The sequence below is a fragment of the Agromyces sp. NPDC058110 genome (assembly GCF_042884735.1).
Taxonomy (GTDB): Bacteria; Actinomycetota; Actinomycetes; order Actinomycetales; family Microbacteriaceae; genus Agromyces.
This window is the reverse complement of the sequence record NZ_JBHVTI010000003.1, coordinates 496,930-522,434: the sequence shown is the minus strand read 5'-3', so window position 1 is coordinate 522,434 and position 25,505 is coordinate 496,930. Positions and strand designations below refer to the sequence as shown.

Sequence of the window (25,505 nt, the reverse complement as noted above, 5' to 3'; positions counted from 1 at the left end):
TGTTCCCGTGCTGAATCGCAATTCCTCCTGCCAGAAGGCGTGAAGAAACCCGAATTCTTAACGATGGGGCAACACCCTCGCGCCGATCCTGGCTCGACGTGCGGATGCCCCGAGGCATCGCCCCGGGGCATCCGTCATCGTCGACTCATCGAGTCAGCTGCAGGCGCCGATCCTCTCCCACGCGCCCCAGGTCTGGGAGCCGGGCTGCTCCCCTTGGGTCCACCACTTGGCGCGGAACTCGGATCCACCGAAGCTCACGACCGAGCCGCCCACGTAGGCGGTGCCCACGCTCCACGCGGCCGCACAGCCACTCGGGTCGGTCGGGTCGGTGGGGTCGGTCGGGTCCGTGGGGTCGGTCGGGTCCGTCGGGTCCGTCGGGTCGGCGCACGCGCCGACGAGGTTCCAGACCGCCGCAGTGCCAGGTGTCTCGCCCTGGGTCCACCACTTCGCGGTGTACTCCTTGCCCTGATGGCTCACCTTCGCACCGCCCGTATAGACGCTCGACGCCGCCCAGGCGGGGGCCGCGCACGTGCCGGGGTCGGTCGGATCCGTAGGGTCAGTCGGGTCGGTCGGGTCCGTGGGGTCCGTCGGACCGCTCGCGAGCCGGGCGCCGATGACCTTCGCCACGTCGTACCCGTTCGTCTTGTCCCAGTTGATCGACCAGGTCATCACGCCGCCGATGCGTCCGTACGGCGACGCCGGCTTGAACGAGCCGCAGCCCGTGCCGACCTCGAGGCAGTCGACGGCCTTCACGACGTTCGCCATGGGCTGGTACCCGCCGCCGGCAGCTCGTGGCACGGCCGGCACGCCGATGCCGACCTGGTCGGGGCGCAGCCCCATGCCGAGCTCGATCGCCGTGAGGGCGGTGAGGAAGTCGACGGTTCCCTGGCTGTAGACCTTCTGGTCGGCGCCCATCATCGAACCCGAGTTGTAGAACTGGGTGTTCGTGATGGTGAGGATGTCCTTCACCGCCAACGTGAGTTGGTAGTAGGGCATGGTCGTCGCCTGGTAGTCGATCGTCTGCGGTGCCATGGTCAGGATGAAGCCCGACCCGGCCTTGGCCCGCAACTGGTGCAGCGCGTCGCTCATGTACGTGGCGTTGATGCCGTGCTCGAGGTCGATGTCGATGCCGTCGAAGCCGTACTCCTGCATCACGGCGTAGGCGCTGTCGGCGAAGTTCTTCGCCTCGGTCGCGTTCGAGACGATGACGTTGCCGCGCTCACCGCCGACCGAGAGCACGACCTTGCGCCCCTGCGCGCGGATCGCCGCGACATCCGCCTTGAACTGCGCGGTGGTGTAGCCGCCGAGCTCGGCGCTCGCCAGGTTGAAGGTGATGCCGCCGGGCGAACCGGCCAGGTTGTCGGCGAACGCGATCGCGACCAGGTTGTACGCCTGCGGCACCTCGCCGAGGCGCATCGTCACGGATCCGTTGTCGAAGTTGTGCCAGTAGCCCGTGAGCCACTGCGCGGGCTGGGCTGCAGCCGCCGCGACGGGAGCCTGCGGTGCGGGCGCCGCCGACGCGGGAACGGCAGCGGCGAGCGATCCCGCGACGAGCGCGGCCCCGGCGGCCAGTGCTGCGATGGCGGCGAATCGCGATCGTTGACGAGGTGTGGACGAGGTTCTCACGAGTGCTCCTGTTCGATCCCCGACATCGAGGACCCGGCCACGCTAACGAGGGCCTCCGGTCGCGGCATCCGTGATTCCCACACGTCTTCGGCGGCACCTCACGTATTGCGTACGCAGTGCAGGATGGAGCCATGGCCTCGCTCGACACCCTCACCGACGACGGGCGACGGTTCGTCGCCGACTCGCACCTCGCCACGCTCTCGACGATCGGGCCCGACGGCGGCCTCCACGTCGTCGCGGTCGGCTACACGGTCGACGCGGGAGTCGTGCGCATCATCACGAGTGACGGCACTCAGAAGGTGCGCAACATCGAGCGCGACGCGCGCGCCTCGGTGGCGCAGGTGTCGGGTCCGCAGTGGCTCAGCATCGCGGGCGAGGCCACCATCGAGCGCGACCCCGATGCGGTGGCCCACGCGGTCGCGCTGTACGCGCAGCGCTACCGCCAGCCCCGCGTGAATCCGCGCCGCGTCGTCATCCGCATCGAACCGGGTCACGTGATGGGTTCGGCCGGCCTCCTCGGCTGAGCCGCTTCGGGCAACCTCCGGTGCGGCAGGTTCGCCGGGTACGACGCAGAAGGGGGCGGATGCCGCAGCATCCGCCCCACTCCTCGCTCGGTCTGGATCGACCCTAGAAGTCCCAGTCCTCGTCTTCGGTCGAGACGGCCTTGCCGATCACGTACGAGGAGCCCGAGCCAGAGAAGAAGTCGTGGTTCTCGTCGGCGTTCGGCGAGAGGGCAGACAGGATCGCCGGGTTCACGTCGGTGACGGTCTTCGGGAACATGGCCTCGTAGCCGAGGTTCATGAGGGCCTTGTTGGCGTTGTAGTGCAGGAACTTCTTGACGTCTTCGGTCAGGCCGACGCCGTCGTAGAGGTCTTGGGTGTACTGCACCTCGTTGTCGTAGAGCTCGTAGAGCAGCGAGAACGTGTAGTCCTTCAGCTCCTCGCGCTCGGCCTCGGTGACCCGCTCGAGGCCCTTCTGGAACTTGTAGCCGATGTAGTACCCGTGCACGGCCTCGTCGCGGATGATGAGGCGAATGAGGTCTGCCGTGTTGGTGAGCTTCGCCCGCGATGACCAATACATGGGCAGGTAGAAGCCCGAGTAGAACAGGAAGCTCTCGAGCAGCGTCGAGGCGACCTTGCGCTTGAGCGGCGAGTCGCCCTGGTAGTACTCCATGACGATGGAGGCCTTCTTCTGCAGGTTCTCGTTCTCGACGCTCCAGCGGAACGCCTCGTCGATCTCCTTGGTGGAGCAGAGCGTCGAGAAGATCGACGAGTAGCTCTTCGCGTGCACCGACTCCATGAACGCGATGTTCGTGTAGACAGCCTCCTCGTGCGGCGTGATCGCGTCGGGGATGAGCGAGACGGCGCCCACCGTGCCCTGGATCGTGTCGAGCAGCGTCAGGCCCGTGAAGACGCGCATGGTGAGCGTCTGCTCTTCGGAGGTCAGCGTGTTCCACGACTGGATGTCGTTCGACAGCGGCACCTTCTCGGGCAGCCAGAAGTTGTTCACCAGGCGGTTCCAGACCTCGAGGTCCTTGTCGTCCTGGATCTTGTTCCAGTTGATCGCCTGCACGTGGTCGACGAGCTTGAGCTTCTCGGGAGGGGTCATCCGACTATGTCCTGTTCTTGAATTGCTGATCAGAGCCGATTAGAGCATGCACGAGACGCACTCGGACATGTCCGTGCCCTCGAGCGCCATCTGCCGCAGGCGGATGTAGTAGATCGTCTTGATGCCCTTGCGCCATGCGTAGATCTGGGCCTTGTTGATGTCGCGCGTGGTCGCAGTGTCCTTGAAGAACAGCGTGAGCGACAGCCCCTGGTCGACGTGCTGCGTCGCCGCGGCGTAGGTGTCGATGACCTTCTCGTAGCCGATCTCGTAGGCGTCCTGGTAATACTCGAGGTTGTCGTTCGTCATGAACGCAGCCGGGTAGTAGACGCGACCGAGCTTGCCTTCCTTGCGGATCTCGATCTTCGCCGCGATCGGGTGGATCGACGAGGTCGAGTTGTTGATGTACGAGATCGAGCCGGTGGGCGGCACCGCCTGCAGGTTCTGGTTGTAGATGCCGTGCTCCTGGATGGAGGCCTTCAGCTCGAGCCAGTCGGCCTGCGTCGGGATGTGCACGTTCGAGTCGGCGAAGAGCTGCGTGACCTTGGCGGTCGCGGGCACCCATGCGGTGTCGGTGTACTTGTCGAAGAACTCGCCCGACGCGTACTTGCTGTCTTCGAAGCCGACGAAGGTCTCGCCCCGCTCCTTGGCGATGGTGTTCGACGCGCGCAGGGCGTGGAACAGCACCGTGTAGAAGTAGATGTTCGTGAAGTCGATGCCCTCTTCGCTGCCGTAGAAGACGCGCTCGCGGGCGAGGTAGCCGTGCAGGTTCATCTGGCCGAGGCCGATGGCGTGCGACTTGTCGTTGCCGTCTTCGATGGAGCGCACCGACGTGATGTGGCTCATGTTCGACACCGCGGTGAGTCCGCGGATGGCCGTCTCGATGGTCTTGCCGAAGTCGGGCGAGTCCATGGTGAGGGCGATGTTCAGCGAACCGAGGTTGCAGCTGATGTCCTTGCCGATCTCGTTGTACGAGAGGTCTTCGTTGTACGTGGTCGGCGTGTTCACCTGCAGGATCTCGCTGCAGAGGTTCGACATGTTGATGCGGCCCTTGATCGGGTTCGCCTTGTTCACCGTGTCTTCGAAGACGATGTAGGGGTAGCCCGACTCGAACTGGATCTCGGCGAGGGTCTGGAAGAACTCGCGCGCGTTGATCTTGGTCTTCTTGATGCGGGGGTTGTCGACCATCTCGCGGTACTTCTCGGTGACCGAGATGTCGCCGAACGGCTTGCCGTAGACCTTCTCGACGTCGTACGGCGAGAAGAGGTACATGTCCTCACCGTTCTTCGCGAGCTCGAACGTGATGTCGGGCACGACGACGCCGAGCGACAGCGTCTTGATGCGGATCTTCTCGTCGGCGTTCTCGCGCTTGGTGTCGAGGAACTTCATGATGTCGGGGTGGTGCGCGCTGAGGTACACCGCGCCCGCGCCCTGACGAGCGCCGAGCTGGTTGGCGTAGCTGAAGCTGTCTTCGAGGAGCTTCATCACGGGGATGATGCCGCTCGACTGGTTCTCGATCTGCTTGATCGGGGCGCCGGCCTCGCGGATGTTCGAGAGCGAGAGCGCCACGCCGCCGCCGCGCTTGGAGAGCTGCAGGGCGGAGTTGATGCCGCGCGAGATCGACTCCATGTTGTCTTCGATGCGCAGCAGGAAGCACGAGACGAGCTCGCCGCGCTGCGCCTTGCCCGTGTTGAGGAACGTCGGGGTGGCCGGCTGGAAGCGGCCGCCGATGATCTCTTCCACCAGGTTGACGGCGAGCTGCTCGTCGCCCTGCGCGAGGCCGAGCGCGGTCATGACCACTCGATCTTCGAAGCGCTCGAGGTAGCGCTTGCCGTCGAACGTCTTGAGCGTGTAGCTCGTGTAGTACTTGAACGCGCCGAGGAACGTCTCGAAGCGGAACTTCTTCGAGTACGCCAGGTCGTTGAGCTTGGTGATGAACTCGAACGAGTACTGGTCGAGCACGGCCTGCTCGTAGTACTCCTTCTCGACGAGGTAGTCGAGGCGCTCCTTCAGCGAGTGGAAGAAGACCGTGTTCTGGTTGACGTGCTGCAGGAAGTACTCGCGCGCGGCCTCGCGGTCTTTGTCGAACTGGATCTGTCCGTCTTCGCCGTAGAGGTTCAGCATCGCGTTGAGCGAGTGGTAGTCCATACCCACGCGCGGCGCGTCGATCACGGCTACACCGCTGTCAGAAGCTGCTGCGTTGACCAAAATGCGTCCAATCCCTCGTTGACGGCGTTCACGTCGTCAGGTGTTCCGAATACTTCGAAGCGATACAGCGGAGGCACATGGCACTTCGCCGCGATGATGTCTGCGGCCAGGCAGTAGCCCGTGCCGAAATTCGTGTTGCCGGCGCCGATGACCCCGCGGATCAGGCTCCGGTTTCGCTCGTCGTTGAGGAACCGGATGACCTGCTTGGGCACGGCGCCGTTGCCGTCTCCCCCGCCATAGGTGGGGAGGACGAGCACATACGGTTCGGATGCCACGAGCGGCGCGTCTTTCGCATGCAGCGGGATGCGGTCGGCCGGGCGTCCGAGCTTCTCGATGAACCGTGCGGTGTTGCCCGACACGCTCGAGAAGTAGACGAGGTTCGTCATGCGTCCTCCCTGGCTGCGGTGGTCGAACTGGCCGCCTGCGGCCGTCTCGAGACCGACCGGTCAGGCGAGGCGCGAGGCGAGCTCGGCGATCTTGTCGGGACGGAAGCCCGACCAGTGGTCTTCGTCGGTGATGACGACGGGGGCCTGCAGGTAGCCCAGCTCCTTGACGTGCGCGAGCGCGCCCTCGTCGGTCGAGACGTCGAGCACTTCGTACTCGATTCCCTTGCTGTCGAGCGCCCGGTACGTGGCGTTGCACTGCACGCAGGATGGCTTGGTGTAGACCGTGACCGTCATGTTCTCCCCTGTCTTCTCAGGCTCCGGAGGAGCCCGCCCCCGTGGTGTTTCTTCGCGAGTTCAATACTACATCTAGTGTCTGGCGAACTCACCCGCCACAACATGCAGTAATTACATTCCTGTAGTTTTCCACCGCTTCATCCACAGTCCATCCCCAATCGGATGCCCCGGTGATCCGCGGATTCCCGCAGGGGCCGTCGAGGTTATCCACAGGTGGAAAACGCCGCGATTCCACGTATGTGGATTGAGCCCCGGGCGTGTCGCGCGAACCGACACCTAGGGGGTTCAGGATGCTGCGACCCCTACATATGGTGTTGTGACTCCATGCTGCCACCACCCACCGACATCGCCGCGGGCGCCGAGCGCGTGTCGCGCGAGCTGCTCCGCGAGCCGCTCCGCGAACCCCGCAGGGCGAGGGCGAGCAGCGCCAGTGCGGGCAGCGCGACGCCCGCACCGAAGCCCAGCACGAGCACCAGTCCGACGCCCAGGATGCCGCTGACGACCGCGACCCCGACGGGCACCCGAATCGGCACGCGCACCCCGCGCACTACGTGCACCCCGCGCACCCCGCTCCCCCTGTTCGCGCGCCCGCCGCGCTCCCACCGCGCGAACGCAAGCACGAGCAGCGCGGTGACGCACGCCGCCGCGACGAGCCAGATCGGCCGAGTCGCCCACCACTCGGGCGTCAGCGGAACGGGCAGCGCGAGCCCGACGAGCCCGTGCAGCCACAGCAGCACGCCGGCGAGCAGCACGAACGCGGGCATGTGCCAGAGGTAGAGCGTCATGCCCCACTCACCGAAGGCCGCAATCGCTCGGGCGGGCCGCGGGCGCTCCGCCCAGCGTCGCAGCGCCGGGCGCACGAGCGAGAACAGCGCGAGCTGCACGACGCCGAGCACCACGAGGCAGACGGTCGGCGGGTTGAGGTTCATGAGCAGGTCGGGCGAGTACGGTCCGGCGAGGGTGATCGCGGCGAGCACGCCCAGTGCGGCGAGCGCGACGACGAGGCGCCGGGCACGCGGCATCCGATCGACGGAGCCGTCGGCGAGGAAGAACCCGCCCTGCTGCACGAGGAGCCATACCGCGAGCAGGTTGGCGAACCCGACGGCCTCGATGCCGGTCGCGATGCGCACGGCGTCGATCGCGACCACGACCGCGAGCAGCGCTCCGACGGCGACGAACGGATGCCGCGAGTGCACGTGCGCCATGAGCGGCACGAGCGAGGTGCACGCGAGGTACACGGCCAGGAACCAGAGCGGCTGTCCGATGCGGAATCCCGCGGTCGCGACGATCTCGGCCGGCATGCCGCTCGCCGTGAGCGCGGCGAGCGCGACGCCCACGACGGCGACGAGCGCGATCGCGGGTCGCACGAGGCGAGCGAGCCGTCCGCGCACGTAGGCCGCGGCATCCGCACCCTTCTCCTGCATGCGCCGCCACTGCGACCAGGCCGAGTACCCGCCGATCACGAAGAAGAGGGGCATGATCTGCACGAACCAGGTGGCGGCCGCGAAGCCGTCCCAGTGCTCGAGGGCGTTCTCGAGCACCGGTCCCCCGGCCCCCACGCTGACGCCGACCATCATGGCGTGCAGCGCGAACACCACGACCAGGCAGCCGGCCCGTGCTGCGTCGATCGCGGCGTCCCGCCGCGGTCGGGCCGGCTCGGGCCGGATCACGGTGATGCGCTCTGCGTTCAGCGTCACGATGACGCTCCTCCCGGGGCGGCACCTCCGCCCGTGCGGGCAGGCTACGAACGCGGTGGGGTCGTGGGCATCACCCGCCGGTGCGGTTCCGCACCCTACCCCGGTACGGGCGACGGATGCCGCGGGCCGCCGTGGGAGCGCCGGCCAGCGGCATCCGCTCGCCGGCGTTCCCGCCACGCGTGCACAACTCAGGACGCTGTGCGCGCCGCGCCGCCGGTAGCTGCTGTCGCGCGGCGTGTCGTCGTCTCCATCCTGAGTTGCGCACGTGGCCGACGACCGGGATGGATGAGTCCTCACCCTGAGTTGCGTTCACGCACCGGAGGGAACCCGGCGTCGTACGACCCCGCAGGGGCGCACGCCCGACTCACGGGCGAACGGATGCCGCGGGCCGCCGTGGGAGCGCCGGCCAGCGGCATCCGCTCGCCGGCGTCAGCGGCCGGGCTGCACCAGGCCGACGTCGTAGGCGAAGACCACGGCGTGCACGCGATCGCGCAGCGCGAGCTTGGCGAGGATCTTGCCGACGTGCGTCTTCACGGTCTGCTCGGCGATGAACAGCTCGGCGGCGATCTCGTGGTTCGAGCGGCCCCTGGCGATGAGCTCGAGCACCTCGCGCTCCCGCGCGGTGAGCGACGACAGCAGGTGGTCGTCGACGCGCGGAGCCGGCGCCGTGCGCGCGACCTCCTCGATGAGGCGGCGCGTGACGCTCGGCGCGAGCAGGGCCTCGCCGTCGGCGATGACCCGCACCGCCTGCACGACGTCGGCGGGCAGGGCGTCCTTCAGCAGGAATCCGCTCGCGCCGGCCCGCAGCGCTGAGTACACGTACTCGTCGATGTCGAACGTCGTGAGCATGAGCACGCGCGGCACGTAATCGCTCGAACGGGGCGGCGTCTGGAGTGCGCGCGTCGCCTCGATGCCGTTCATGCCGGGCATGCGCACGTCCATGACGACGACGTCGGGGCGCAGTTCGTGCGCGAGCGCCACCGCCTCGGCGCCGTCGGCGGCCTGCCCGACGACGCTGATGCCCTCGTGGGCGTCGAGCACGGCGGCGAACCCGGCGCGCACCATCGCCTGGTCGTCGGCGATGAGCACCGAGATCGTCACGAGTCGTCCTCCGAGAAGCCGTCGGCCGCGAGCGGCAGCGTCGCGCGCACCTCGAAACCGCCGTCGACGGTTTCGCCGCTCTCGATCCTGCCACCCAGCATCCGCACGCGCTCGCGCATGCCGACGAGGCCGTGGCCCGCGCCTGGCTCGGGCCGTGCGGCCGACGGCCCGCCCGCGGCATCCGTCACCGGGGCGTTGCGGATGACGAGGTCGAGACCCGCCCGCGGGCCGGACGCCCGCTCGACCTGCACGAGGGTGGCCGCGCCCGGCGCATGGCGCAGCACGTTGCTCAGCGACTCCTGCACGATGCGGTACGCGGCACGGGCGGTCGGGCCGCCGTCTAGCAGGCCGGGCGCGACCTCGAGCGAGACCGGCACCCCGGCGCCCTCGACGCTCGCGACGAGCTCCGGCAGCTGTGCGAGCCCCGGCTGCGGTGCCGTCTCCGGCTCGCCCGCCGGATCGCGCAGCACCCCGAGCAGCGCGCGCATCTCGGCCATCGCAGACCGGGCGGATGCCGCGATCTCGGCGAACTCGGCCGTCGCCGCCTCGTCGAGCCCCGTGAGCCGGTAGGGCGCGCTCGACGCCTGCACCTGGATGATCGACATGCCGTGGGCGATGACGTCGTGCATCTCCCGTGCGATGCGCGTGCGCTCCTCGGCGATCAGCCGACGCTCGTGCTCGGCCGCGCTCACCCGCCGCTCGTCGTCGAGCGCCGCGCCCAGCCGAGCCCGCCACGCCGTCACCCCGAGCGCCGCCGAGAGCACGAGCGCGCTCACCGCCCCGCTCGTCACGAGGTTCGCCACCACGCCGTCGGGCGTCGCGCCATGGTCGGGCACGAAGGCGATGCCGAGGGGCAGCACGATCGCGCCGAGCCACAGCGCGCCAGCCGCCTTCGTCGAGCCGCGCAGCACGAGGAGCGGGAGCAACGCGCAGAGCAGGATCAGCTGCGTGACGGTGACCGGCCACGGCATTCCGGCGTCGGCCGACGCGAGCAGGCCGAACGCGGCCTGGCCTGCGAGGAACGCCGCGGCAGCCGCCCACCCGTTCCACATGGCGAGCAGCAGCGATCCGACCTGCACGAGCGCGATGCCGAAGGCCGCTGCGACGTGCACGTGGTAGACCGCGGCGTCGATCGGCACCGTCACGGCGTACATCACGACCGCGACGAATGCGACGAGCACCCATGTCAGGGTGACCGGCTCGACACCCGCGACGGGAGTGCCCGATCCCGACGTCGCCGATGCGTGCGGGCCGGGCCCGCGCATGCCGAGGGCACGCGATCCGAACGCGCGCGCGACGCCCGATCGCGACGGCGACGTGCCGTCGGCGCTCCCGGGTCGCGCGGCGGCGACGGCGGCGGGCGTCGGCGGAGGAGGTGGAACGGGCGGACCCGGTCGTGATGCGGTGACCATGCCGTCACTCTGGCACGCACGCACGGGCGCGCACATCCCTCCACGGTGCGGTTGCGGCATCCCCCACGGGTATGGGGGCGAGCCCGGCCGCGGGGTGGGCCTCCCCGGAGGCCGCGCGGCGGCTCAGCCCTTGGCGGCCTTCGCCGCGGCCTTGGCCGCCTGCTTCGTGGCGCGAACCTTGGCGAGCGACTCGGGATCGACGATGTCGGCGACCGACCGGTAGGCGTCTGCCTCGCCGTAGGCGCCCGCGGCTTCGCGCCAGCCCGGCGCCTCGAGCCCGCACTGCTTGCCGAGCAGGGCGAGGAAGATGCGGGCCTTCTGGTCGCCGAACCCGGGCAGCGCCTTGAGGCGCTTCAGCACCTCGGCGCCGGTGGGCTCGCCGCGGGTCCAGATCTGCGTGGCGTCGCCGCCCCAGTCGTCGCGCACCGCGGCCGCGAGCGTCTGCACGCGCTCGGCCATCGAACCCGGGAACCGATGCACGGCGGGCGTCTGCTTGAACGCCTCGACGAACGCGTCGGGCGCGACGCCGGCGATCACGGCCGGATCGATCGAGCCGACGCGGTCGCGGATCTTCACCGGCCCGGCGAACGCGGACTCCATGGTGACCTGCTGGTCGAGCAGCATGCCCGTGAGCAGCGCGAACGCGTCGTCGCTCAGCAGTTCGTCGGCGGCGGGGTCTCCGGTGATGTGCAGTGCCATGCGCCCATCCTCCCACCACGGTCGCCCGCGGCATCCGGAGCGTCGGAAACGTCATGCACCCGCGCGCATTCCGGCCAGGAACTGGCCGCATGCTGGCGGAGACTGGGCTCGCACGATTCGATGGAACGGATCGTCCGAACCCCTACCGAGGAGTCACACCATGGACTGGAAGATCGAACTCATCCACGTGCCCGTCAGCGACGTCGACCGCGCGAAGGAGTTCTACGTCGAGAAGCTCGGGTTCAACGCCGACCACGACCAGCGTGTCAGCGACGACGTGCGCTTCGTGCAGCTGACCCCACCCGGGTCGGCCTGCTCGATCGCGATCGGCGAGGGCCTCGGGGCCACGCTCGCGCCGGGTTCGCTCGACGTCATCCAGGTCGTCATCGCCGACGCCGACGCCGTGCTCGCCGACCTGCGCGCCAAGGGGGTCGAATGCGAGGGCGTCGACGAGCAGGCATGGGGCCGCTTCGTCACGGTGAAGGACCCCGACGGCAACACCTGGACCCTGCAGCAGCTGCCCGAGTGGTCGCAGGGGGCGCAGGCCGCGCAGGGTTAGCACGCCGAGCACCTGCGAGCGCCGGGGGCGGATGCCGCGGCGCGCCCGCGCGCGTAGGCTGCATGCATGTCCGACCTCTCGCGCTACCTGCCGCTCTCGAACCGGCCGAAGCGCGACGAGTCCGCCGTGACGAGCACGTGGACGGTCGAGCTCGCCGAGGTGCTCGGCGCCCTCGTCGCGGCGCTCGGCCCGCTGCCCGAGCGCGCGTGGGCGACCACGAGCCGTCGGCCCGAGTGGACCGTGCACGACGTGGTCGCCCACCTCGTGTGGCGCCTCTCGACCGCGCGCGGCGAACGCTGGCGCACGAGTGCGCGCACGCTCGCCGAGCAGGGCTTCAGCGGCGCCGCCACCGAGCTCGCGATCGGACGCCGTGCCGCGGCCTCTGTCGACGGCACGCCGGCCGCGCTCCTCGCGCGGCTGGCGCGCCTGCGCGCCTCGGCGGCATCGGCCGCCGGCGGCGCTGCTGCCGGGGGCGCGGGTGCCGGGAGCGCGGGCGACGTCACCGCGCACGGCGCCCCGAGCCCGGCCTCGAACGGTGAAACCCTGCAGACCGGTATCGGCTCGCTCGCCGAGGCCGTCATCGCCGCGCTCGACGTCTCGGCGTCGCTCGGCGTGCCGATCCCGGTGCCCGAACGCGCCTGCGGAGCCGTGGCGCTGCGCCGGGCGCTCGAGGCGCCGACCGAGATCAAGGCCGTGACCCGCGGCCGCACGCTCGCCGCGACCGACGCCGAGTGGAGCTTCGGTCACGGGCCGGTGCTGCAGGGCACGTCGGCCGAGATCCTGCTGTTCCTCTACGGGCGCAGCGACACCGCGCCGCGCCCCGCGCCGCCCGCCTGACCGGCGACGCCCGCCCGCGGCATCCGCCCGCCTGACGGGCGACGCCCGCGAACGCCGAAGGGGCGGATGCCGCAGCACCCGCCCCTTCGTTCGATTCACGCCTCGCGGCGACGGCTCAACGACCGCCGCTGCGACGACGGTTGTACACGTCGAAGGCGACCGCGAGCAGCAGCACGAGGCCCTTGACGACCTGCTGCCACTCGATGCCGATGCCCATGATCGACATGCCGTTGTTCAGCACGCCGATGATCAGACCACCGATGATCGCGCCGCCGATGGTGCCGACGCCGCCCTGCACCGCCGCGCCGCCGATGAAGGCCGCCGAGATCGCCTCGAGCTCGAAGCCGTCACCGGCCTTCGGGCCGGCGAGGTTCAGGCGGGCCGTGAAGATGAGGCCCGCGAGCGCTGCCAGGGTGCCCATGTTGACGAACAGCCAGAAGTCGACGCGACGCGTCTTGATGCCCGAGAGCTCGGCCGCGTGGCGGTTGCCGCCGATCGCGTAGATGTGGCGGCCGAAGACCGTGCGGTTCATCACGATGCCGTAGACGAGGATCAGCACGGCGAGGATGATCAGCGTGATCGGGATGCCCTTGTACGACGCGAGCGAGTACGCGAAGAACGCGATCGCGGCCGAGATGAGCACCAGCTTCACGACGAACCATGCCATGGGCTCGACGTCCTGGCCGTACTTCTGACGGCCGCGACGCGTGCGCACCTGCTGCACGACGAGGATGACGATCGCGAGGGCGCCGACGCCGAGCGTGAGCGGATCGATCTCGAACTCGCCGAACAGGTCGGTGAGGAAGCCGTTGCCGAGCGCGCGGTACTCGGCCGGGAACGAGCCGATGTTCGCGTTGCCGAGCACGACGAGCGCGAGGCCGCGGAAGATGAGCATGCCGGCCAGCGTCACGATGAACGCCGGGATGCCGACGAACGCGATCCAGAATCCCTGCCAGACGCCGACGAGCGCGCCGATGCCGAGCGAGAGGATGACCGACAGCCACCAGGGCAGGCCCCACTGCACGGCGAAGACGCCCGAGCAGGCGCCGACGAACGCGGCGACCGAACCGACCGACAGGTCGATGTGGCCCGCGATGATGACCATCACCATGCCGATGGCGAGCACGAGGATGTACCCGTTCTGCACCACCAGGTTGGAGATGTTCTGCGGGCGCAGCAGGATGCCGTCGGTGAGGATCGCGAACAGCACGACCACCGCGATGAGCGCGATGAAGATGCCGTTCTTGCCGAGGTCGGCGAGCACGTGGCTCAGGCGGTCGGTGAACTTGTTGCTCGGCGGGTTGACGTTGCCGCCGGCCTGGATCGACTCGGTGGTGGGAACCGGAGTTGGGTTGGACATGGGGTCTCCTGTGATTCGCGCGCGCCGGGGCGTCAGCGCGGCTTTTCCATGGTCATGAGCTTGAGCATCGACTCGGGCGTGGCCTCGGCGATGGGGAGTTCGCCGGTGATGCGACCCTCGGAGAGGGCGTACACGCGGTCGCAGATTCCGAGCAGTTCGGGCAGCTCGGACGAGATGACGATGATGCCCTTGCCCTGTGCGGCGAGCCGGTTGATGATCGTGTAGATCTCGTACTTGGCACCGACGTCGATGCCTCGCGTCGGCTCATCGAGGATGAGCACGTCGGGGTCGGAGTAGATCCACTTCGACAGCACGACCTTCTGCTGGTTGCCACCCGAGAGCTTGCCGGTCTTCACCAGGACGTTCGGCGCCTTGATGTTCATCGACTGCTTGAACTCGGTGGCGACCTTGTACTCCTCGTTGTCGTGCACGAGGCCGAACTTCTCGAGCTTCTTGAGCGACGCCATCGAGATGTTGCGCTTGATGTCCTCGATGAGGTTGAGGCCGAAGGTCTTTCGGTCTTCGGTGGCGTAGGCGATGCCGTGCGAGATGGCCTCCGACACCGTGCGGGTCTTGATCTCCTTGCCGCGGAGGAACACCTTGCCCGAGATGCGCGAGCCGTAGCTCTGGCCGAACAGGCTCATGGCGAACTCGGTGCGACCGGCGCCCATGAGGCCGGCGATGCCGACGATCTCGCCCGCGCGCACGTTCAGGTTGACCTTGTCGACGACGACGCGCGATGAGTCCTGCGGGTGATGCGCGGTCCAGTCCTCGACGCGGAGCAGTTCGTCGCCGAGGTTGGGGGTGTGGTCGGGGTAGCGGTGCTCGAGGTCGCGGCCGACCATGTCCTTGATGATGCGGTCCTCGGTCACCTCCTGCTTGGCGATCGTCTCGATCGTCTTGCCGTCGCGGATGACCGTGACGGAGTCGGCGACCTTCTTGATCTCGTTCAGCTTGTGGCTGATGATGATCGACGTGATGCCCTGCCCCTTGAGGTGCAGGATCAGGTCGAGCAGGTGGTCGGAGTCCTCGTCGTTCAGCGCGGCGGTCGGCTCGTCGAGGATGAGCAGCTTGACCTCCTTCGAGAGCGCCTTCGCGATCTCGACGAGCTGCTGCTTGCCGACGCCGATGTCCATGATCTTCGTCGTGGGGTTCTCGCGCAGGCCGACGCGGGCGAGGAGCTTCTGCGCCTCGAAGTTCGTCTTGTTCCAGTCGATGAGCCCGCCGGGGCCCTTCAACTCGTTGTTGAGGAAGATGTTCTCGGCGATCGACAGGTACGGGCTGAGCGCGAGTTCCTGGTGGATGATCACGACGCCCTTGGCTTCGCTGTCCGTCAGGTCCTTGAACTCGACCGTCTCGTTCTCGAAGACGATGTCGCCGTCGTAGGTGCCGTGGGGGTAGACGCCCGACAGCACCTTCATCAGCGTCGACTTGCCGGCGCCGTTCTCGCCGCAGATGGCGTGGACCTCGCCTCGCTCGACCTCGATGGTCACGTTGGAGAGTGCCTTCACGCCGGGGAAGGTCTTCGTGATGCCGCGCATCTCGAGGATGTTGGTGGTCATATCTGCTCCTGCTTCATCGCCGGTGCCCTGTCGGACGCGGATGCCGCGGCCGGACCTGAGGCGAGGATACTCCCCGCCCCAGGCACCGGCCGCGTCATCCCATCAGCGGGTCGACCCGGTCGGGTCGATCAGCCGTTGATCTCTTCTTCGGTCCAGTAGCCGCTGTCGACCAGGACCTCGGTGATGTTGTCCTTGACGACGATCTGCGACTCGAGGAGGTACGACGGAACGACCTTCACGCCGTTGTCGTAGTCGGTCGTGTTGTTGACCTCGGGCTCTTCGCCGTTGAGGATCGCCGACGCCATGTCGACGGCCACCTTGGCGAGGTTGCGGGTGTCCTTGAAGATGGTCGCGTACTGCTCACCCGAGTTGATGGCCTTGACCGAGTCGAGCTCGGCGTCCTGGCCCGAGATGATCGGCCAGCCCTCGCCGACCTTGTAGCCGGCGTCGGTCAGAGCCGAGATGATGCCGCGCGAGAGGCCGTCGTAGGGCGAGAGCACCGCGTTGACCGTCGAGCCGTCGGAGTACGTCGAGGTGAGGATGTTCTCCATGCGCTCCTGAGCGACCTCGCCGTCCCAGCGGAGGGTTGCGGCCTGCTCGAAGTCGGTCTGGCCCGACTTGACGACGAGGGTGCCCTCGTCGATGTACGGCTGCAGCGTGTCGATCGCGCCGTTCCAGAAGAACGTGGCGTTGTTGTCGTCGGGCGAACCGGCGAACAGCTCGATGTTGAACGGACCCTTGGGTGCGTCGGAGGCCGCAGCGCCCTCGAGGTCGGTCAGGCCGAGGCCGTTGAGCAGCGAGGTGGCCTGCTGCACGCCGACGACGTAGTTGTCGAACGACGCGTAGTAGTCGACGTTCTCGGAGTCGCGGATGAGGCGGTCGTAGGCGATGACCGGGATGTCGGCGTCGGCCGCGTCCTGGAGCACCTGCGAGAGCGTGGTGCCGTCGATCGACGCGATGATCAGGGCCTCAGCACCCTTGGTGATCATGTTCTCGATCTGCGAGACCTGCGTGGGGATGTCGTCCTCTGCGTACTGCAGGTCGACGGTGAAGCCCTGCTCCTCGAGCTGCTCCTTGACGGCGTCGCCGTCCTGGATCCAGCGCTCCGAGCTCTTGGTGGGCATCGCGACGCCGATGAGGCCGCCGTCGCCGCCCCCGCTGCCGCTGTCGCCCGAACCGCCCGAGCACGCCGCGAGTGCGAGCATGGAAGCGGCCGCCATCGTAGCGAGAAGCACCTTCTTCGTGTTCTTCACGGTGTTTCCTTTCACTGTGTCATTCATGGACGTCATCGTCTTGGTGACAGTCGGAGCGGCGGTGTCCATGAACGCCGCTCCCCCGCGGCATCCGTCGAGGTGACCGGATGTCGCAAGCTTGTGTTGTTGAGTTGAGTCCTGCGGATGTCGCGTGGTGCGCCTTCGGCGCGGGTTCCGGCCCTCGCGGGTCAGGCCCTCGTGGCCGGCCGCCTCGCATCGGCGGCCTGTCCGTAGACGTTCTGGTACCGGTCGTACAACCGGTCGATCGCTTCCTGCGGGATCGGAACGAGCGGCCCGGCTTCACGAGCCAGGTGCACCGTGCGGGCGACATCCTCGACCATGACCGCAGCCTTGACCGCGTCCTTCGCGTTCGCCCCGATCGTGAACGGCCCATGGTTCGCCATCAGCACCGCACGGCTGCGATGCCCCGACAGGGTCTCCACGATGCCCCGACCGATCGAGTCATCCCCGATGATCGCGAACGGACCCACCGGGATCGGACCCCCGAACTCATCGGCCATCGCCGTGATCACGCACGGGATCTCCTCGTTCCGCGCCGCCCACGCCACCGCATACGTCGAATGCGTGTGCACCACACCCCCGACCTCGGGCATGTTCCGATACACGTACGCGTGCGCCGCCGTATCGCTCGACGGCGAACGATCAGCACCCGGCGTGCCCTCGATCACGTTGCCGTCCAGATCGCACAGGATCATGTTCTCCGGAGCCAGATCGTCATAGCTCACACCCGACGGCTTGATCACGAACAGCTCCGCACCCGGCACCCGACCCGACACGTTGCCACCCGTCCACACCACCAGGCCGTACCGCGTCAACTCCGCGTGCAACTTCGCCACCTCGGTACGCACACGCGCGATCGCGACCTCGAGCTGGGGGCCGTAGGAGCTCATGCGGCAACCGCCCGGAATGCTCCGAGGAGGTGGTGGTCGCCGTGGTTCACGTGCAGACTCCTTCGTCGATGGTGCGGGACCTTCAGCCCCGGTCTCTGGATCGGTGTCGATGTGCCCGATCGATGTGACCGTTCACATGGCGTCACCGATGTTACCCCCACGTTGGCTCGAACTGTCAACTCGACATCGGTCACGGATCGGTAACAGCCGATGCGCGCTCCGCCGCGGGCGGGGATCACCCCGAATTCCGCCTGTGACCCGGCTGAATGCCAGCAATGACGCGCATGCCGGGCGACGCACGTGTGCCTGGTGTCCGTTCGGATCCCTTCCATTCACGCCCGGACCGACCGCCGCAGGGTGGCGGATTTCATGTGACCGTCACATGTGTGACGGTCACATTCCCGGCCTGACGTGCATAATGAGGGGCAACCAGGCATGTGACCGTGCGCATGCCCGTGAACACGAACGAGGATGTGACCGTGGCAGACGAGACGCCGAAGGGCCGCGCGCCCAGCATTCGAGACGTCGCCCGACTGGCCGGCGTCTCGCATCAGACCGTCTCGCGCGTGCTCAACCACCACCCGAGCATCCGCCCGGAGACCAAGCAGCGCGTGCTCGATGTCATGGAGCAGGTGCAGTACCAGCCGAACCGTGCCGCCCGGGCGCTCGTCACCAGCCGGTCGCACACCATCGGCATCCTCTCGTCGCAGAGCACCCAGTACGGGCCCGCGTCGAGCATCACGGCCATCGAGGCCGCCGCCCGCGAGGCCGGCTACTGGGTCAGCACGGCGAACATCGACTCCTCCGACGAGCGCTCGATCGCCGACGGCCTGGCGCACCTGCTCGCCCAGGGCATCGAGGGCCTCGTCGTCATCGCCCCCCAGGCGCGCGTGTTCGACACCCTGGCGCAGCGATCGATCGACGTGCCGCACGTGAGCCTGCAGTCGACCGGGCAGGACACCGACCACACGCTCTCGGTCGACCAGATCGCCGGCGCACGGCTCGCGACCCGCCACCTCATCGAGCTCGGGCACCGCAACATCTACCACCTCACCGGCCCGCAGGACTGGATCGAGGCCGAGGCCCGCATGCGCGGCTTCCTCGAGGAGATGAGCGCGAGCGACGTGCCCACGACGGCGCCCATCCTCGGCGACTGGACCGCGGACTTCGGCTACCACGCCGGTCGCGAGCTGCTGACCGTGCGCGACTTCACCGCGATCTTCTCGTCGAACGACCAGATGGCGCTCGGCCTCATGCACGCCATCCGCGATGCCGGGCTCGAGATCCCGCGCGACGTGTCGATCGTCGGGTTCGACGACATCCCCGAGGCGGCGCACTTCTGGCCGCCGCTCACGACCGTGCGGCAGGACTTCGCCGAGCTCGGCCGCCGCTGCGTCGGCCTGCTGCTCGGCAACATCGACCCCTCGGCGCCCGAGCACCGCGAGGTCATCGTGCCCGAGCTCATCGTGCGGTCGTCGTCGGGTCGCCCGGCCTTCTGAGTCGGCCGTCCGTTCGGCTCTCCGCGGCAGTTCGATCGCGGCTGCTCGATGCGCCCCTCGTGCAGCGCGATCCGCCCCTCGTGCCGCGCAATCAGCCCCTCGTGCCGCGCGATCAGCCGCGGGGCACGCCCGGGGGCCGCACCCGGCCGGCGATCACGAGGCCGACGATCGCGACCGCGACGGTGACCGCGAAGTCGGCCGTGAAGGCCCCGGCTCCGATCGCCGACGACACGAGTGCGGTGACCGCGAGCGCGATCGACGCGCCGAGCGACTCCGAGATCGTGAGCGCCGCGCTGTTGAAGCCCTGCTCGTCGCGCTTGGACTGCGCCAGCACCGAGACCGAGAACCGCGGGTACATGAAGCCCATCGATGCGCCGGCGAGCGCCCAGGCGACGAACGCGATCACGGGCGGCAGCGTGAAGGCCGCGACGGCGAGCACGACGACGAGTGCGACGACGAGCGTGAGGGCGCCGATCTCGACGGCCCGGGTGTCGCTGATGCGGTGCGTCAGCCGGCCCTGCAGCCACGAAGCGGCGGCCCAGGTGAGCCCCGCGCCGGTGAGCACGACGCCGGCGAGGCTCGGCGACATCTCGTAGTTCTCGATGAAGAGGTACGGCAGGTACACCTCGCTGCCGAAGAAGGCGCCGGCCACGACGAACTTCACGGCGACGGTGGCCGGCATGCCGCGTGCGGCGCGCAGGGTTCCGGGCGGCAGCAGCGGGCGCGCAGCGAAGGCGGCGACCGCGATGCCGAGTCCGGCGGCGATCCACCGCCACGGATCGTCGAGCTCCTTCGCGAGCGACACCGCGAGCGCGGCGACGGCCGTGAGGATCGCCCACCCGACCCGCCCGAGGCTCCACGGCACCGAGGCGTCGCCCTGCACGAGGTCGCGCACGCGCAGGATGGGCGGCACCATCATGACGGCAGCGGGCACGACGATCACGATCACGCCGAGGAACACCCAGTGCCAGCTGAAGGCCTCGGCGACGAGGCCGGCGAGCGCTGGGCCGACGATCGACGGGATCACCCACGCGGCCGCGAACCCCGCGAACACCCGCGCTCGCAGCGCCTCGGGGTACGCGCGGGCGACGATCACGTAGAGCGGCACGATGACCGCCGCACCGCTCAGCCCGTGCACGAACCGCCCGATGATGAAGACCGTCATGTCGGTCGCCGTGCCGGCGATCACGAGCCCGACCACGAACAGGGCAGCCGCGGTGATGAGCGAGGGCAACGGGCCGGACCGGTCGGTCCAGTTGCCGGCGAGCACCATGCCGATGATGCCGGCGGCGAGCGGCACGGCGAAGGCGAGGGCGAACATCGACTCGCCGTCGAGGTCGCGCACCACGAGCGGCATGATCGTGGTCACGGCCATCGCCTCGAATGCAGCGAGGAAGATCGTCGCGAACATGCCGATCGAGAGCCAGGTGTACGGCGCCGACAGCGGCCCCTTCGCGTCGGGCAGCCGGTCGGTGCCGGTCTCGGCCTGCGCCGCGGCATCCGTCTCACGATGGGCGGATGCCTCGTGACCACCGTGCACGGCCGACTCGTGGGCGGATGCCTCGGCGGAGGTGTACGCCTCAGCCGCAGGAGCCAGCGAATACTCGGCCGACTCCGCCTCGCTCGACTCGATCTCGTCGTTCGCAGCCCCGTCGCCCGTTGATCGCCTCACCCGATCGAGCCTACGTCGTGCCGCCGACGTCGAGGGCCACGCGGCCGATGCCGGGGCCGCGTCTCGGGTTCGCCGGTCAGAGCTCCTCGTGCGTGTCGGGGTCCGCGCCCCAGATGCGGCCGCGCTCGAGAGTGCCGATCGCGGCCATGTCGTCGTCGCCGAGCTCGAACGAGAAGACGTCGAGGTTGGCGCGTCGGCGTTCGGCCTGCGACGACTTGGGAATGGGCACCGCCCCGAGCTGCACGTGCCAGCGCAGCACGACCTGCGGCACCGACCGGCCGAGTCGGGCCGCGATCTCGGCGAGCACGGGCTCGTTCAGCAGGTCGCTCTTGCGCCCGAGCGGACTCCAGCTCTCGGTGCGGATGCCGTGCTCGGCGTGGTAGCCGCGCAGCTCCTGCTGCGAGAAGTACGGGTGCAGCTCGACCTGGTTGACCACGGGCACGACGCCCGTCTCGCGCTCGAGCCGCTCGAGCATCGGCGACGTGAAGTTCGAGACGCCGATCGAGCGCACCAGCCCCTTCTCGCGCAGGCGGATCATGGCCTTCCAGCTGTCGACGTACTTGTCGACGCTCGGGTTGGGCCAGTGGATGAGGTACAGGTCGAGCCAGTCGAGGTCGAGTCGCGCGCGCGACTCCTCGAAGCTCGCGAGCGTCTCGTCGAAGCCGTGGTGACGGCCCGGCAGCTTGGTGGCGACGAAGAGGTCGCTGCGGTCGACGCCGGACCGGCGGATCGCCTCGCCCACGACGTCTTCGTTGCCGTAGTTGTACGCGGTGTCGAGCAGGCGGTAGCCGTCGGAGATCGCGGCCGCGATCGCCTCGATGCCGACCTGCTCGTTGAGCCCGTAGGTGCCCAGGCCGATCGCGGGAATCGTGTTTCCGTCGTGCAGGGCATACGAGGGGACGCTCATCCTCCCATCCTCACCCACTCGGGCGGCAGATGCACGACACCACAGCGAACCCGGCCCGATCGGGCGCTCGTTCTCAGGCCGATCCGGCCTTCGGGGAGGCCGGGCTAGCCGACCCGCGAGGCCGGGACCTCGGCGAACGCCCGCACGGGGAATGTGCCGAACCCCTCGACGCGCGGCGGCACCGCCGTGAACCGGGCGCCGCGCACGGGCATGCTCCCGAGGTTCGTGAGGTGCTCGACCACGTGGATGCCCGCCTCGAGCAGCAGCGAGTGCGCCGGGCGCGTGCCTCCCGATTCGGTGTCGTCGATGTTCAGCGAGTCGATGCCGACGAGCGCGACCCCGGCATCGACGAGGTGCCGGGCCCCCGCCTCGGTGAGGAACGGGGAGCCGTGACGGTACTCGGGGGTGCCGAAGTGCCGGTCGAATCCGGTGTGCAGCAGCACCGCGGTGCCCGCGAGCTCGCGGTCGAAGAAGACCTCGGGCGGGATGCCTCGGCTCGCCGCATCCGTCAGCCGGAACACCTCGGCGGGCAGCCCGACGAGGGTCTCGAGCGACAGGCTCGCCAGGTCGCCTCCGTCCGCGTAGCGGTGGAACGGGCTGTCGAGGTAGGTGCCCGTGTTGCCGATCATCGTGATGAGGTCCATGGCGAACTCGGTGCCCGGCTCGTACACGCCCCGCGAGGCCTCCCGCGTGAGGTGCGGCGTGATGACCGGTGCGGGCAGGCCGGGATAGGTCACGAGTCCTGCGCGGATGGGGTGGCTGAGGTCGACGAGCTCGCGTGGCGGATTCAGGAGCGACCCGCCCCGCGCCGCGCCGTCATCCTTCGACGACGGCGCGTCACCCGGCGCATCCTGAAGCTGCGACACACCGCGGGAGCCTCGGTGGGCCTCCTCGACGATCTCGAGGTTCGTCAGGCGCACGCTGCCCACCAGGGTCAGCCCGAGGTGGCGCACGAGCAGCTCGCCGATCCGGGCCTCGGTGACCTCGCGCGTCGGCAGGTCGAGCCGGAACGCGTCGGCCCGCAGCCCTCCCCCGTTCACGAACTCGATCTCGGCATCGAAGTGGGCGCGGTACTCGGTCACTCGGGGTCCTTCGGGTCGGTGGTGTTCGAGGGCACGACGGATGCCGCGGCCGGCGCGGCGGGCACGAGCACGGGTGCTTCGACCCGACCGGGCTCGCCCGCGGCATCCGCTCGTCCGGCGGTCGTCGACGCAGTGCCGCGCCCCGCCCGCCGGCCGCGGACGCGGCGCACGACCGTCACGGCCACGGCCGCGAGGGCGAGCACGGCCGGCACGAGCAGGTTCTGCCAGGCGAGCACGAGCAGGCCCGCGGTCATGATCGTGGCGACGACGGCCAGCCACCATCCGAACGACCACCGCTTCAGCAGCAGCGTCGCGGCCAGCATGCCCGCGGCGTAGATCGCGACCATGTTGCTCGTGTGGATGAGGATGAAGCCCGTGAGGTCGAGGTCGTTCCAGAGCATGAGCCCGAAGTAGACGATGATGATCACGCCCGTGAGGGCGAGCGAGCGTCGCGGCACCTGCCCGTCTGCGGCGCCCTTCGCGAAGAACCTCGGCAGGTCGCCGTCGCGTCCGAGTGCGGCACCGAGCTTGCCGAAGGCGGGCAGGTAGGCGTTCATGACGCCGAGGGTCACGATCGCGGCGACGATCGCGACGAGCACCTGGCCGATGCCGGGGGCGGTCGTCTCGACCAGGTCGAGCAGCGGCACCTGGCCGTCGCCCGCGCGATCGCCGAGCACGGCCACCGTGACGAACTGCAGCGCGAGGTACCCGGCGCCGACCACGACGACGGCGATGCCGGTCGCGAGCGGGATGATCTTGCGCGGGTTCTTGAACTCCCCCGCGATGTGGGTGCCGACCTCCCAGCCGGCGAACGCCCAGACGAACAGGCTGATCGCGACGCCGACGCCGCCCCAGCCGTTGGGCAGGAATGGCGTGAAGTTCGCGGCGTCGGCGGCCGGGAACGTCACGGCGACCACGCCGACGACGACCGCGATCAGCAGGCCCGTGAGCACGAACTGCACCCATCCGGCGACGCGCACGCCGAACCAGTTGACGATGAAGGGCGGCACGAACACGGCGAACCCGATGATCGGCACGGCCGAGCGGTCGATGCCGAGCACCGCGACGACGTACTCGCCGCCGAGCACGGCGAGCACCGGAGCCCCGATGCAGACGCCGAAGTAGAACCAGTACCCGGCCATGCGCGCGGCCGTGTCGCCGAGCGCGCGGCGCACGTAGCTCGCGACGCCGCCCGCGTCGGGGTAGCGCGACGCGAGGGCCGCGAAGGTTCCGGCGAGCGGGATCGAGAGCACGAGCACGACGGCGACCGCGACGATCGACGCGGGGCCCGCGGCGGCCGCGGCGAGGCCCGGCAGCACGAGGATGCCCGTGCCGAGCACGCTCGCGATGTACAGGGCGGTGCCCTGCACGAGGCCGAGGCTGCCGTGGTGTTCTGCGGATGCGCCGGCGGCGGTCGCGCCGGAGGGGTTCGTGCTCACCCGTTCAGTCTGGGGCATCCGCTCTGCGCACCGCGATGGCAGGACTGACTGGCTTCGACGACTTCCTGCCACCGAGATCTCGGATGCCGCGGCGACCGCGCGTTCGTTCGGTCGCTCGTGGTCGCCCGCGACCCGTGAAGCGACCACGAGTGACCGAATGGCGGCCTACAGGCGGGCGAGCGCCCCGTCGATGTCGGCCAGCAGGTCATCGGCGTCCTCGATGCCGACCGAGAGGCGCACGATCGACTCCGCGACCTCGGCCTCGGTGCCGCGCACCGACGCGTGCGTCATCGACCACGGGTGGTTCACGAGCGACTCGACCCCGCCCAGTGACTCGGCGAGCTGGAACAGCGTCGTCGACTCCGCGAAGCGGCGCGCCGCCGCTCCGCCCCCGGCGAGCTCGATCGAGAGCATGCCGCCGAAGCCCGACATCTGCCGGGCGGCCAGCTCGTGGCCGGGGTGCGACGGCAGCCCCGGGTAGTAGACCCTCGCGATGCCCGCGTGCGCGTCGAGCCGCTCGGCGATGAGCTGCGCCGTCTCGCTGTGTCGCTGCATTCTGATGCCGAGCGTCTTGATGCCGCGCGTGGTGAGGAACGCGTCGAAGGGGCCGGAGACCGCGCCCGCCGCGAACTGCGTGAACGTCACCTGCTCGGCCAGCTCCTCGCGGCCCGGCGCGAAGACGAGCGCGCCGCCCACCACGTCGGAGTGGCCGCCGAGGTACTTCGTCGTCGAGTGCACCACGACGTGCGCGCCGAGCGCGATCGGCTGCTGCAGAGCGGGCGTCGCGAACGTGTTGTCGACCACGACGAGCGCGCCAGACTCGGCGCCGAGCGCCGCGAGCGCCTGGATGTCGGTGATCTTCATGAGCGGGTTCGAGGGGGTCTCGATCCACAGCACCTTCGTGGCGCCGGGCTCGATCGCTGCACGCACCGCGTCGAGGTCGCCGAGGTCGACCGTGCTGTGCCGCACGCCCCACGCCCCGTGCACCTTGCGGATGAGCCGGTGCGTGCCCCCGTACACGTCGTTGCCGACGACGACGTGGTCGCCCGGCGCGAGCACCGTGCGCAGCAGCGCGTCTTCGGCGGCGAGGCCCGACGCGAACGACAGGCCGCGGATGCCGCCCTCGAGCGCCGCGAGCTGGGTCTCGAGCGCCGTGCGGGTCGGGTTGCCGCCGCGCGAGTACTCGTAGCCCTCGCGGAGGCCGCCGATGCCGTCCTGCACGTAGGTCGAGGTGAGGTAGACGGGCGGGATGACCGCGCCGGTGGTGGGGTCGAAGGCCTGGCCGGCGTGGATCGCGAGCGTGTCGAAGCCCGCGCGGTCTGAGAGGTTCATGCGTGACATCCGTTTCTGGATCTGGGGAAATGGAGAAGCGAGCGGGCGAGGCGGAGGGCCCCGC

22 protein-coding genes are annotated in these 25,505 nt (G+C 69.2%); 4 read left to right on the top strand and 18 right to left on the bottom strand.

Annotated features, from left to right (window positions below; all coding sequences use genetic code 11):
• Positions 1–153 precede the first annotated feature (153 nt).
• Entirely contained in the window at positions 154–1,626 is a 1,473-nt protein-coding gene (locus ACFVS8_RS09935) for a carbohydrate-binding protein (RefSeq protein WP_387060984.1), read from the bottom strand.
• A gap of 131 nt (positions 1,627–1,757) precedes the next feature.
• Between ACFVS8_RS09935 and ACFVS8_RS09930 the strand changes: the two genes are divergently transcribed.
• On the top strand, positions 1,758–2,150 hold the full coding sequence (locus ACFVS8_RS09930) for a PPOX class F420-dependent oxidoreductase (protein ID WP_387060981.1): 393 nt from the start codon (positions 1,758–1,760) through the stop codon (positions 2,148–2,150).
• Positions 2,151–2,253: 103 nt separating this feature from the next.
• On the opposite strand, the gene nrdF is transcribed toward ACFVS8_RS09930, so the two are convergent.
• From nrdF to ACFVS8_RS09890, 8 genes are all read right to left on the bottom strand, one after another.
• Positions 2,254–3,234, bottom strand: coding sequence for a class 1b ribonucleoside-diphosphate reductase subunit beta (gene nrdF, locus ACFVS8_RS09925; protein ID WP_092964255.1), 981 nt, complete (start codon positions 3,232–3,234; stop codon positions 2,254–2,256).
• A gap of 39 nt (positions 3,235–3,273) precedes the next feature.
• On the bottom strand, positions 3,274–5,379 hold the full coding sequence (gene nrdE, locus ACFVS8_RS09920; RefSeq protein ID WP_387061213.1) for a class 1b ribonucleoside-diphosphate reductase subunit alpha: 2,106 nt from the start codon (positions 5,377–5,379) through the stop codon (positions 3,274–3,276).
• 26 nt (positions 5,380–5,405) lie between these two features.
• Positions 5,406–5,825 carry a class Ib ribonucleoside-diphosphate reductase assembly flavoprotein NrdI gene (nrdI, locus tag ACFVS8_RS09915; RefSeq protein ID WP_387060978.1) on the bottom strand — a complete coding sequence of 140 codons (420 nt, stop codon included), beginning with the start codon at positions 5,823–5,825 and terminating at the stop codon, positions 5,406–5,408.
• Between the two features lie 60 nt (positions 5,826–5,885).
• Positions 5,886–6,119, bottom strand: a complete 234-nt coding sequence (nrdH, locus tag ACFVS8_RS09910) for a glutaredoxin-like protein NrdH (RefSeq protein ID WP_067873141.1) — start codon at positions 6,117–6,119, stop codon at positions 5,886–5,888.
• A gap of 302 nt (positions 6,120–6,421) precedes the next feature.
• Entirely contained in the window at positions 6,422–7,816 is a 1,395-nt protein-coding gene (locus ACFVS8_RS09905; RefSeq protein WP_387060974.1) for an acyltransferase, read from the bottom strand.
• 429 nt (positions 7,817–8,245) lie between these two features.
• Positions 8,246–8,917 carry a response regulator gene (locus ACFVS8_RS09900; RefSeq protein ID WP_387060971.1) on the bottom strand — a complete coding sequence of 224 codons (672 nt, stop codon included), beginning with the start codon at positions 8,915–8,917 and terminating at the stop codon, positions 8,246–8,248.
• Positions 8,914–10,329: a sensor histidine kinase gene (locus ACFVS8_RS09895; protein ID WP_387060968.1), complete on the bottom strand. Its 1,416-nt coding sequence runs from the start codon at positions 10,327–10,329 to the stop codon at positions 8,914–8,916. The genes ACFVS8_RS09900 and ACFVS8_RS09895 overlap by 4 nt, the downstream gene beginning before the upstream one ends.
• A 123-nt stretch (positions 10,330–10,452) precedes the next feature.
• Complete coding sequence (locus tag ACFVS8_RS09890) at positions 10,453–11,028, bottom strand: HhH-GPD-type base excision DNA repair protein (RefSeq protein ID WP_387060965.1); 576 nt, start codon at positions 11,026–11,028, stop codon at positions 10,453–10,455.
• 160 nt (positions 11,029–11,188) lie between these two features.
• Between ACFVS8_RS09890 and ACFVS8_RS09885 the strand changes: the two genes are divergently transcribed.
• Complete coding sequence (locus ACFVS8_RS09885) at positions 11,189–11,587, top strand: glyoxalase superfamily protein (protein WP_387060963.1); 399 nt, start codon at positions 11,189–11,191, stop codon at positions 11,585–11,587.
• 66 nt (positions 11,588–11,653) lie between these two features.
• Positions 11,654–12,424, top strand: a complete 771-nt coding sequence (locus tag ACFVS8_RS09880) for a maleylpyruvate isomerase family mycothiol-dependent enzyme (RefSeq protein WP_387060960.1) — start codon at positions 11,654–11,656, stop codon at positions 12,422–12,424.
• A gap of 115 nt (positions 12,425–12,539) precedes the next feature.
• On the opposite strand, the gene mmsB is transcribed toward ACFVS8_RS09880, so the two are convergent.
• From mmsB to ACFVS8_RS09860, 4 genes are all read right to left on the bottom strand, one after another.
• The gene (gene mmsB / locus ACFVS8_RS09875) at positions 12,540–13,784 is read right to left on the bottom strand and encodes a multiple monosaccharide ABC transporter permease (RefSeq protein ID WP_387060957.1); all 1,245 of its coding nucleotides are present in this window, start codon (positions 13,782–13,784) and stop codon (positions 12,540–12,542) included.
• Positions 13,785–13,816: 32 nt separating this feature from the next.
• Complete coding sequence (gene mmsA, locus ACFVS8_RS09870; RefSeq protein ID WP_387060954.1) at positions 13,817–15,346, bottom strand: multiple monosaccharide ABC transporter ATP-binding protein; 1,530 nt, start codon at positions 15,344–15,346, stop codon at positions 13,817–13,819.
• 128 nt (positions 15,347–15,474) lie between these two features.
• Positions 15,475–16,566: a multiple monosaccharide ABC transporter substrate-binding protein gene (gene chvE / locus ACFVS8_RS09865; RefSeq protein WP_387061210.1), complete on the bottom strand. Its 1,092-nt coding sequence runs from the start codon at positions 16,564–16,566 to the stop codon at positions 15,475–15,477.
• A gap of 221 nt (positions 16,567–16,787) precedes the next feature.
• On the bottom strand, positions 16,788–17,510 hold the full coding sequence (locus tag ACFVS8_RS09860) for an L-ribulose-5-phosphate 4-epimerase (RefSeq protein WP_387060952.1): 723 nt from the start codon (positions 17,508–17,510) through the stop codon (positions 16,788–16,790).
• Positions 17,511–17,959: 449 nt separating this feature from the next.
• Between ACFVS8_RS09860 and ACFVS8_RS09855 the strand changes: the two genes are divergently transcribed.
• Positions 17,960–19,009: a LacI family DNA-binding transcriptional regulator gene (locus tag ACFVS8_RS09855; RefSeq protein WP_387060949.1), complete on the top strand. Its 1,050-nt coding sequence runs from the start codon at positions 17,960–17,962 to the stop codon at positions 19,007–19,009.
• 112 nt (positions 19,010–19,121) lie between these two features.
• Here the strand turns inward: ACFVS8_RS09855 and ACFVS8_RS09850 are convergent, their stop codons facing one another.
• From ACFVS8_RS09850 to ACFVS8_RS09830, 5 genes are all read right to left on the bottom strand, one after another.
• On the bottom strand, positions 19,122–20,681 hold the full coding sequence (locus ACFVS8_RS09850; protein ID WP_387060947.1) for an MFS transporter: 1,560 nt from the start codon (positions 20,679–20,681) through the stop codon (positions 19,122–19,124).
• A 76-nt stretch (positions 20,682–20,757) separates the two neighbouring features.
• On the bottom strand, positions 20,758–21,588 hold the full coding sequence (locus tag ACFVS8_RS09845) for an aldo/keto reductase (RefSeq protein WP_387060944.1): 831 nt from the start codon (positions 21,586–21,588) through the stop codon (positions 20,758–20,760).
• Positions 21,589–21,692: 104 nt separating this feature from the next.
• A complete protein-coding gene (locus tag ACFVS8_RS09840) occupies positions 21,693–22,670 on the bottom strand; it encodes a cyclase family protein (protein ID WP_387060941.1) in 978 nt (325 codons plus the stop codon).
• Complete coding sequence (locus tag ACFVS8_RS09835; protein WP_387060938.1) at positions 22,667–24,109, bottom strand: APC family permease; 1,443 nt, start codon at positions 24,107–24,109, stop codon at positions 22,667–22,669. The genes ACFVS8_RS09840 and ACFVS8_RS09835 overlap by 4 nt, the downstream gene beginning before the upstream one ends.
• A 165-nt stretch (positions 24,110–24,274) precedes the next feature.
• Entirely contained in the window at positions 24,275–25,441 is a 1,167-nt protein-coding gene (locus ACFVS8_RS09830; RefSeq protein ID WP_387060935.1) for a cystathionine gamma-synthase, read from the bottom strand.
• Positions 25,442–25,505: the final 64 nt, after the last annotated feature.

Bases quoted from the DNA above. Each gene is read 5' to 3' on its own strand.
- mmsB (WP_387060957.1), bottom strand. From the start codon at position 13,784: ATGTCCAACCCAACTCCGGTTCCCACCACCGAGTCGATCCAGGCCGGC.
- ACFVS8_RS09885 (WP_387060963.1), top strand. From the start codon at position 11,189: ATGGACTGGAAGATCGAACTCATCCACGTGCCCGTCAGCGACGTCGAC.
- ACFVS8_RS09855 (WP_387060949.1), top strand. From the start codon at position 17,960: ATGCCCGTGAACACGAACGAGGATGTGACCGTGGCAGACGAGACGCCG.
- nrdF (WP_092964255.1), bottom strand. From the start codon at position 3,234: ATGACCCCTCCCGAGAAGCTCAAGCTCGTCGACCACGTGCAGGCGATC.
- chvE (WP_387061210.1), bottom strand. From the start codon at position 16,566: ATGGCGGCCGCTTCCATGCTCGCACTCGCGGCGTGCTCGGGCGGTTCG.
- nrdE (WP_387061213.1), bottom strand. From the start codon at position 5,379: ATGGACTACCACTCGCTCAACGCGATGCTGAACCTCTACGGCGAAGAC.
- ACFVS8_RS09830 (WP_387060935.1), bottom strand. From the start codon at position 25,441: ATGAACCTCTCAGACCGCGCGGGCTTCGACACGCTCGCGATCCACGCC.
- mmsA (WP_387060954.1), bottom strand. From the start codon at position 15,346: ATGACCACCAACATCCTCGAGATGCGCGGCATCACGAAGACCTTCCCC.
- ACFVS8_RS09845 (WP_387060944.1), bottom strand. From the start codon at position 21,588: ATGAGCGTCCCCTCGTATGCCCTGCACGACGGAAACACGATTCCCGCG.
- ACFVS8_RS09890 (WP_387060965.1), bottom strand. From the start codon at position 11,028: ATGGCACTGCACATCACCGGAGACCCCGCCGCCGACGAACTGCTGAGC.
- ACFVS8_RS09895 (WP_387060968.1), bottom strand. From the start codon at position 10,329: ATGGTCACCGCATCACGACCGGGTCCGCCCGTTCCACCTCCTCCGCCG.
- ACFVS8_RS09930 (WP_387060981.1), top strand. From the start codon at position 1,758: ATGGCCTCGCTCGACACCCTCACCGACGACGGGCGACGGTTCGTCGCC.
- nrdI (WP_387060978.1), bottom strand. From the start codon at position 5,825: ATGACGAACCTCGTCTACTTCTCGAGCGTGTCGGGCAACACCGCACGG.
- ACFVS8_RS09860 (WP_387060952.1), bottom strand. From the start codon at position 17,510: ATGAGCTCCTACGGCCCCCAGCTCGAGGTCGCGATCGCGCGTGTGCGT.
- nrdH (WP_067873141.1), bottom strand. From the start codon at position 6,119: ATGACGGTCACGGTCTACACCAAGCCATCCTGCGTGCAGTGCAACGCC.
- ACFVS8_RS09880 (WP_387060960.1), top strand. From the start codon at position 11,654: ATGTCCGACCTCTCGCGCTACCTGCCGCTCTCGAACCGGCCGAAGCGC.